This is a genomic window from Prevotella amnii DSM 23384 = JCM 14753 (genome assembly GCF_000378745.1).
GTDB lineage: Bacteria > Bacteroidota > Bacteroidia > Bacteroidales > Bacteroidaceae > Prevotella > Prevotella amnii.
Map to the genome: position 1 here is coordinate 1 of NZ_KB905322.1, position 7,985 is coordinate 7,985.

The 7,985-nt window shown below is 38.6% G+C and carries 8 protein-coding genes and 1 pseudogene; 8 read left to right on the plus strand and 1 reads right to left on the minus strand.

Annotation, left to right across the window (positions count from 1 at the left end):
* The 4 genes from F596_RS0110265 to F596_RS0110280 form a co-directional block, all read left to right on the plus strand.
* A partial coding sequence (locus tag F596_RS0110265) for an AAA family ATPase (RefSeq protein WP_019036882.1) occupies window positions 1–963 on the plus strand: 963 nt, incomplete at its 5' end.
* Window positions 951–1,259: a helix-turn-helix domain-containing protein gene (locus F596_RS0110270; protein ID WP_019036883.1), complete on the plus strand. Its 309-nt coding sequence runs from the start codon at window positions 951–953 to the stop codon at window positions 1,257–1,259. The genes F596_RS0110265 and F596_RS0110270, both read left to right, overlap by 13 nt.
* Window positions 1,260–1,355: 96 nt before the next feature.
* Window positions 1,356–2,066: a DUF6577 family protein gene (locus F596_RS0110275; RefSeq protein WP_019036884.1), complete on the plus strand. Its 711-nt coding sequence runs from the start codon at window positions 1,356–1,358 to the stop codon at window positions 2,064–2,066.
* Window positions 2,063–3,130: a nucleotidyl transferase AbiEii/AbiGii toxin family protein gene (locus tag F596_RS0110280; RefSeq protein WP_019036885.1), complete on the plus strand. Its 1,068-nt coding sequence runs from the start codon at window positions 2,063–2,065 to the stop codon at window positions 3,128–3,130. The genes F596_RS0110275 and F596_RS0110280 overlap by 4 nt, the downstream gene beginning before the upstream one ends.
* A 320-nt stretch (window positions 3,131–3,450) precedes the next feature.
* Here F596_RS0110280 and F596_RS12350 read toward each other — a convergent pair.
* Window positions 3,451–3,624: pseudogene (locus F596_RS12350) on the minus strand (helix-turn-helix domain-containing protein); the annotation flags it as partial.
* 608 nt (window positions 3,625–4,232) lie between these two features.
* On the opposite strand from F596_RS12350, the gene F596_RS12190 reads away from it, so the two are divergent.
* From F596_RS12190 to F596_RS12265, 4 genes are all read left to right on the plus strand, one after another.
* Entirely contained in the window at window positions 4,233–4,862 is a 630-nt protein-coding gene (locus F596_RS12190) for an ATP-binding protein (protein ID WP_019036887.1), read from the plus strand.
* Between the two features lie 12 nt (window positions 4,863–4,874).
* Window positions 4,875–5,324: a hypothetical protein gene (locus tag F596_RS12195; protein ID WP_019036888.1), complete on the plus strand. Its 450-nt coding sequence runs from the start codon at window positions 4,875–4,877 to the stop codon at window positions 5,322–5,324.
* A gap of 192 nt (window positions 5,325–5,516) precedes the next feature.
* Window positions 5,517–6,569 carry a S8 family serine peptidase gene (locus F596_RS12260; protein WP_262499144.1) on the plus strand — a complete coding sequence of 351 codons (1,053 nt, stop codon included), beginning with the start codon at window positions 5,517–5,519 and terminating at the stop codon, window positions 6,567–6,569.
* 43 nt (window positions 6,570–6,612) lie between these two features.
* A complete protein-coding gene (locus F596_RS12265) occupies window positions 6,613–7,644 on the plus strand; it encodes a S8 family serine peptidase (protein ID WP_262499145.1) in 1,032 nt (343 codons plus the stop codon).
* The last annotated feature ends 341 nt before the right edge of the window (window positions 7,645–7,985 follow it).

The window sequence follows — 7,985 nt, forward strand, 5'->3', positions numbered from 1 at the left end:
GACATTTCCAAATCAGTAGTAGCAGTAAACGGTGTGCCACTCGGCACACAGGATAACCTGTTCTGCATTACTGGAGGTGAGGGGACAGGCAAGAGCAACTATGTGGGTGCCATCCTTGCCGGAGCGTTGGGAGAAAAACGATTGCCGATAGAGAAGACCTTGGGATTAGAGATTACTCCCAATCCCAAAGGCTTGGCGGTCCTACACTATGACACGGAACAGTCCGAGGCACAACTCCACAAGAATTTGGGCAAGACATTACGCAGGGCTTCTCTGACAGCAGTACCTGAATATTATCATTCTCTGTATCTTGCTTCGCTTTCCCGTAAAGACCGATTGAAACTTATCCGTGAGAGTATGGACCTGTTTCATCACAAGCATGGGGGCATCCATCTTGTGGTGATTGACGGCATAGCTGACTTGATACGTTCCGCCAACGATGAAACGGAAAGTATTGCCATCGTGGATGAGCTTTACCGCTTGGCAGGGATTTACAACACCTGCATCATCTGCGTACTGCATTTCGTGCCGAATGGTATCAAACTCCGTGGGCATATTGGCTCCGAACTTCAACGCAAGGCGGCGGGAATTCTTTCCATAGAGAAAGATGATAATCCTGAATACTCTGTGGTGAAAGCTCTGAAAGTCCGTGACGGCAGCCCATTGGATGTGCCGATGATGCTTTTTGGATGGGACAAGGCGGAGGATATGCACGTCTATCGTGGTGAGAAGTCCAAGGAGGACAAGGAAAAGCGCAAGACCGATGAACTCGTTGGCGTTATAAGAGAAGCTTTCCGAAATTCTTTCAAACTCACCTATCAGGAACTTTGTGATGTTCTTATGCGAGAAATGGAAATAAAGGATAGAACCGCAAAGAAGTACATCGCCTACATGAAAGAACAGCATATCTTGGCACAGGATATCAATGGCAACTATCAAAAAGGAGAATTATGCCGTACATAAACTATAATGCAGAAGACACTTGGCAAAAACGCCTGTTCGATAAGCTCATGAATGTCGAGGACAAACTCGACCGTCTGCTTGTCCTGCAAGAGCAATCTGTTGATACAACTGTCCATCCTCCCCTGAAACCGGAATATCTGGATATCATAGATGTATCCAAGATACTCAAAGTAGAACAAAAGACCATCTATAATTGGGTGTGGGCAGGAAAAATTCCCTATCTTAAAGCCAATGGCAGGTTACTTTTTCTTCGGGAAGAGATAGATGAAATGTTGCGTAAACGAGATGGTTGGTAACGAAAGACGGTATAATAACAAGTTAGATTTTGGCAATATATTTGTTTTATTGCCAAAATCTAACTATCTTTGCACCGGACCATTAATGCTAGCAGGATGAACGTCAGTAATATAATTGTAGATTTTGCAAACGCCAACAAGGAATTCAAGACGAATGACTTGTCTGAGTATCTTTCCGGGAAGATTGAACTTTCCAAGAAGATGTTGTCTTGGCATTTACGCAAGTTGTTGGACGAAAAAAAAATATTCAGAATAAGCAAAGGAGTATATACAACAACCCCCAAAAACATTTTCCATCCTGTTCCTAATGCTCACTCCATTCGGTTGTATAAGAAATTAAAAGCGGTATATCCCTTATTGGACTTTTGTGTCTATAACGGCGAAATACTGTCTGACTTACAGCATCACCTGTCGTATAACAACAATATCTATATAGAAACGGAGCGTGATGCCACTGAAACCATTTTCCACTTTGTACAGGATATGCACGAACGCAGTTTCCTTTCGCCAAAGGAGGATATTATGTCCGATTATATCCGGTTGGACAAAAGATCCTTTATTGTGAAGCCTCTTGTTTCAGAATCGCCCATACAGGAAGTAAACGGCATAAATGTACCAAGAATTGAGAAACTCTTAGTTGATATCCAATGTGACAGGGATTTCTTCTACCTGCAAGGGCAAGAGTCCTTGTACATGATGCAGAATGCCTTTACCAACTATAATGTGAATATAGGAATGTTACTGCGTTATGCCTCACGGCGCAATATTAAACCGCAAATAGAAAAATACATCAAAGATTTTGTATGATCAAGAAGGAATGTATGACTGCAGAATGGATAAAGGCCATATCTGTTCGTAACAAATATAAAGACCTGAATTTGATAGAGAAAGTTATTAGGGCAATGTCGCTCTTGGAGATGCTGAAATTGTCCGGTTGCCCTTTCTGTTTCAAGGGCGGTTCGGCTCTGATGCTTATTTTGGGAGAATCAGCCCATCGACTATCCATAGACATTGACATTATCTGTCCACCAGGTACGGATATTGAACCCTATCTGAAAGATATAGAAAAGTTCGGTTTTATATCCAAAACCCTTGAAGAACGGCAGCAGAGAGACACGAATATTCCCAAGAGCCACTCGAGATTCTTTTATCACATAGCTTATAAGAACGATGATAAACCTGCATATATACTGCTTGATGTCCTGTACGAGGATTTACAATATCACGCTACTGAAGAAGTCGAGATTAAAGGTCCTTTTATAGAATTGGATGATGAGCCGTTGAAGGTAACCGTGCCATCCGCTGATGATATTCTCGGTGATAAACTTACAGCATTTGCCCCCAATACCTCTGGCATTCCTTATATCAAGGGAGACAGGGATTGCTCACTGGAAATCATCAAGCAGCTGTATGATGTAGGCAGGCTGTTTGAACATTCCGGTAACTTTCAGCACACTAAGGATACTTTCACCCAAATAGGGAAAATAGAATTGCAATATCGGGGCTTACCCGCTGAACTGTCACTCATTTATGAGGATATTAGGGAGACCGCCTTGTGTCTGGCTACCAGAGGGCAAATGGGTAAAGGTGATTTCAAAATGCTACAAAGTGGCATTAAGAAAATAGACGGCTACATCTATAAGGGGAAATATCGCATAGAAGAAGCTATCGTAGATTCGGCTCGTGCGGCTTATCTTGCTACCTCAATAGAAAAATCAAGCACGAGAATTGAGAAATACGATGGAAATCTAAACACCATACTTGCCATGGAATTGTCTCCTTCCGTCAATAATAAACTCAACAAATTGAAGAAAGTACTACCTGAAGCTTTCTTCTATTGGGTCAAGACGAGCGAACTATTACAAAAATAATCAGTTAGATTTTGGCAAATAATTACAAATTATTACTATCGGTAAACCTTTTCGACATACAAAAGTTAAGGGCTAAAATTCTCACTCAGACTTCAGCCCTTTTTGTTACTTTTGTTTTCGATGCAAACTTCAATAACATGGGCTACACATTTTAGCGGACAGCCGGTCTATAATCAGATAATAAAATTACTTGATAAACAAAAAATCAAGAAAATTAGCCTTGAAACACCTCGAAGTGGAATTTATGTTAAACGTTGACGGAAGTACTCACCTTATCATAATACTCTTTTTACCTTTCTCCTTTTCTGTCTGAAAGGGTGTCAGTTAGATTTGATAAAGTCTTTGGGCAGGATTCTGAACTGGGCATAGAAGCATTTGCAAAAGTAGCCGGAATTGTTAAAACCTACTTTGTAGCACACTTCGTTGATTTTGCAGTCGTCGGCCTTTAGTAACTGGGCAGCATATTTCAGCCGTTCGATGCGGATATAGGTATTTCATTATTTTTATGGAGTCCCCATGGAAAACGAATATGTTTTTTATTAGCTTGTATCTTTGCCGTTCACTAAAAGATCTTAATGCTTAATTCTCTTAAAAGATTGTAAGTCCCTGAGGCGACTCTTCTGCTGTTAATAGTACTTGTAATGGTATTCGCTCTAATAGAGATCTTGATGGAATTCGTGATATTTCGTAGTTTGTTCCATAGCTTATAGAGCAAAGCTATTCCAAGTAGTTACTGAATAGGCATCCTTAGTCATTAGTTTGGGCCAATGATACCGACGATGAAGATAAATAGATATCAGTAAACAATAAAATCTATCCCTTGAAGAGGTATTCTTTTTACTTAAACTAAATCCTCTAACAATTTTAACGGATTTCTTCATCGTGGTTAGCATTGAGTTGTCAGATAGCAGATTCTTTACAAAATATATAGTTAAAATCTGTTTTTAGTTTACTCAGATGTTACATATTAATTGATTTCGTGTACAATTATGATAATTTTTCTCACACATTATGTTAAATATGTGTTAATAAAAAACATCTGCTTTATTGAGATATATTTGATTAATTTTGCAGCAAAATAATAATATATCCAATAATCCATATGTCATCAGAGATATTAAGAATAATAGAAGGAGGATTGAATAACGATAGGAGAAAGATTATAAATTACTCCAATCGTCTAGCTACCCGTTTGGAAGCTGAAGGCAATGTTCGATTGGCTCGTTGCATAAAAGAACAACTTCAGAGCTCGACAGTTAAAAATATTGCAACTGTAGATGCTATGCGTATGCTACCTTTGGATTCTGATAGTAAGTTACAAATAGTTGAAGTAATACCGGAAGACTCAACGCGCACAAATATTATCCTTTCTGATAGTGTTGAGAAACAACTAAATGAATTCATAGAATTAGTAAAGCACAGTGATGAATTAGAACAGGCTGGAGTAAACATGCCAAAATCTATGCTTCTTTATGGGGTGCCTGGATGTGGTAAGACATCCATAGCTCATTATGCCAGCGAAAAAACGAATATGCCTTTGGTTGTAGCAAGATTGGATGGAATTGTCTCATCACTGCTTGGCAGCACAGCAAAGAATCTAAGAAAAATATTCAGTTACGCTAACAGTATGCCGTGTATTTTGTTTTTGGACGAATTTGATGCAATAGCCAAGGCTCGTAATGATAATCATGAGTTGGGAGAACTAAAGCGTGTCATTAATAGTTTGCTTTAAAATATAGATTCTATGCCTACTTCATGCATTCTCATTGCAGCTACTAATCACCCCGAATTGTTGGACAATGCTGTTTGGCGGCGCTTCACAACAAAAATTGAGGTCGGTATGCCTAATGATGATGCAAGAAAAAAAATAATTCTCAACTTAACGTCTGGATTCAATTGTCCTTTTGTTGATGATGCTCAAAAGATGAAAAGGATATGTAACCTGACAAAAGAAATGTCCCCATCTGACATTTCTACTATGTTCAACAAACTGAAGGTAAAGGGAATTGTCAAAGGGAGCGAAACTATCGACTATGAGAATGTTTTGGTTGCGATCTTTGAGTATAATGGAAAAGATGAAACACAAGATATATTTATCAAATTCCTTAGCACGAATGGAGTTAGTCAAGCCAAGATAGCACAACTGCTGAATATCAGTATAAGAACGGTCAGAAATGTATTATCTAAAAAATAGCGAATTATGGCAAAAGAATTTCCTATACAGAACGTGTCTTTCAGAGGTGAAATCGACCGCTTTTTGACAGAAGGTGGGGGATCTGAAGATTTACCAAAATGGGTTGATGACACTACTCTTTCTGCCAATGCAGAAAGAGTTTATAGGCAATTAAAATCATTCTCAGAGTTGTTTTCTGATACGAACAGAACGATGCCTGTACTCACAGAAGTAACACTGAACAAAAAAGCTACCGCTAAATCACATCGTCCTGCAGTGCGAAAAATGATGGATGTGAACTCAAAACGAAATATTCTTGGAGTAACATTTGTAGGAAAGCTTTTGGTAAAGATCGATACTGAAGTAGATCTGCACAAGATGGAAAGAGGGTTCAGAATTGCAGATATAGCCAATTTGTCCAAAAATAAAAAAGTAGGATTGTCTGCAATAGAAAGCATCTCTCGATACAAGGCTGTTATTGATGAGAACATCGTAACAGATGACCGTCTCAAACTGCAGATGGTTGATTATCTGAACAATGAGTATAATCATCGTTCTCGTATCGCTTTGAGTACAAAATGCAGGGAATTTGGTGTTGAGTTGGAGGAATTGAATTATGCGAGTGGTTTACGCTTGTTTTGTTTGACACACGTATCTGAAGAAGCACTAAAGACAATAGTATCAATGGATAGTGTCTTGGCTGTCAGGAAAATGCCAACAATAGAATTTGAAGCTGCGCAAAACGAAGACAACTCTAACATTGAGATTATTTTACCGCAGGATGGTGTGAACTATCCTATAGTGGGCTTGTTGGATTCTGGTGTAGGCTATAATGATTACCTACGTCCTTGGATAATTACCGGAGAAGAAAATATTGCAAATTTGGTAGATGGAGACATAAACAGAAGTCATGGAACGGCTGTAGCAAGTGTCATCAACTATGGCGATTTTCTGGAAAATAAAGATTTGACCAAATGTGGACCCTGCAAAATCAAGAGTTGTATAGTTAATACAGATAGAACGCAAATATATGAAAACGAATTAGTGGCTAACATACAAAATGCGATTACCAAATACCCAGAGATTAAGATTTGGAATCTCTCGCAAGGTACCACAAGAATAATAGAAAATGACAGATATTCCGATTTGGGTATCGCATTAGACAGTTTGCAGAAGGATAACAAAATTTTGATTTGTAAGTCTGCTGGTAATGTCAATCCACATGAGGAAAATCAAAGAATAATAGCTGGGGCCGACTCTTTGTAAAGTCTTGTTGTTGGATCTATTGCCCACAAAAAGACAACTAATTATGATGCTGACGAAAACGACAGGAGTCCTTTTTTCTCGTATTGGTCCTGGTGTTGAAAACGTTGTAAAGCCAGATTTAGTTCACTATGGCGGCAATATAGACACTCACCTTTCTCTATTTTCTGAATGGGGAAGACAATTTTGCCTTTGGAGCGGAACAAGCTTCTCTACTCCACGAGTAACAGCCTTAGCTGCTAATCTTAATCAAGAGATTGGAGGAGAATGTAATCCTTTGCTTTTGAGAGCATTACTTGTCCACAACTCTGATTACCCTGCAGGTTTGTCCAAAACAGCTGAAGAATTCCGCAAAGAAATGGGGTTCGGATTACCATCTGCCATTACGAATATGCTTAATAATGACGCTAATGAGTGTACAATGGTTTTTCATCAAACTTTGCAGAAAGGAATAAATATTGTTTCTCTAGATTTTCCATATCCACAGAGTTTGGTTGAAAACGGCTATTATATCGGTGAAATAACCTTAACAATGGCTGTAAATCCCATATTAAATGCTAGTCAAGGTTGTGAATATTGCCAAAGTCAAGTAGATGTTCTTTTGGAAACTTATGATCATGTAGAGCGCGTTCATTTGGACGAGGGAACCATAATGCGTAATGAAATAAGAATGTCTAAAGATGCCAAGAACGTACTCAATGCATCACTTTATAGTACAAAAGCTTTCAAAAATGAGTTTGCAGAAGAACGTATGCTCATAGAACAAGGTGATAAATACCAACCTATCAAAAAGTATTCTGTTGATTTGTCTAAGATGACTAACGCCAACAAGGAAAAGGCATTGAAAGGAGATAGAAAATGGGCTTTGAAACTCAATGGCTTATACCGTGATGCAGCAGAACAAGCACTGGAGAGAGACGGAGAAGATCTTTCACAAGATATTATAGTCGTTGTGACAATAAAAGACCCAAGAAAGAGAGGCTCTGTATATGCCGAATGCCTTAGTCTGCTTGGACAAAGAGGATATATTCACAACGATATTAAGGTAAATAATGATATTCAAGTTGATAATAATTAGCAAATAGATATAATTTGTTGACTAAATATGATTTCCACGGGTCGTCTCTTTTGGGCTTACTTAGCCCAAGTTTAACCGGCAAAATTATTTTTCATAAATTTTCGGGATATTTTGTGTAGTATTAATTTGATAAATGATTGATAATCAAGTGTAGGGTATTGTAACGAGGGGCAAAAACCGATTTGTAGGACACAGTCATATCAAAATTATTTTGTTACTTTGCACTCATGCACGCAAATGTACAGACACGATTCAATCCTGCCACAGGCGACATGGCTCCTTATTATCGCATCAAGGAGTCATATCGTGACGTGCAGGGTCATGTACATTCGCTAATTTTG

Excerpts from the sequence above, each read along its gene's own strand:
- F596_RS0110270 (WP_019036883.1), top strand. The coding sequence starts at position 951 with ATGCCGTACATAAACTATAATGCAGAAGACACTTGGCAAAAACGCCTG.
- F596_RS0110275 (WP_019036884.1), top strand. The coding sequence starts at position 1,356 with ATGAACGTCAGTAATATAATTGTAGATTTTGCAAACGCCAACAAGGAA.
- F596_RS0110280 (WP_019036885.1), top strand. The coding sequence starts at position 2,063 with ATGATCAAGAAGGAATGTATGACTGCAGAATGGATAAAGGCCATATCT.
- F596_RS12190 (WP_019036887.1), top strand. The coding sequence starts at position 4,233 with ATGTCATCAGAGATATTAAGAATAATAGAAGGAGGATTGAATAACGAT.
- F596_RS12195 (WP_019036888.1), top strand. The coding sequence starts at position 4,875 with ATGCCTACTTCATGCATTCTCATTGCAGCTACTAATCACCCCGAATTG.
- F596_RS12260 (WP_262499144.1), top strand. The coding sequence starts at position 5,517 with ATGCCTGTACTCACAGAAGTAACACTGAACAAAAAAGCTACCGCTAAA.
- F596_RS12265 (WP_262499145.1), top strand. The coding sequence starts at position 6,613 with ATGATGCTGACGAAAACGACAGGAGTCCTTTTTTCTCGTATTGGTCCT.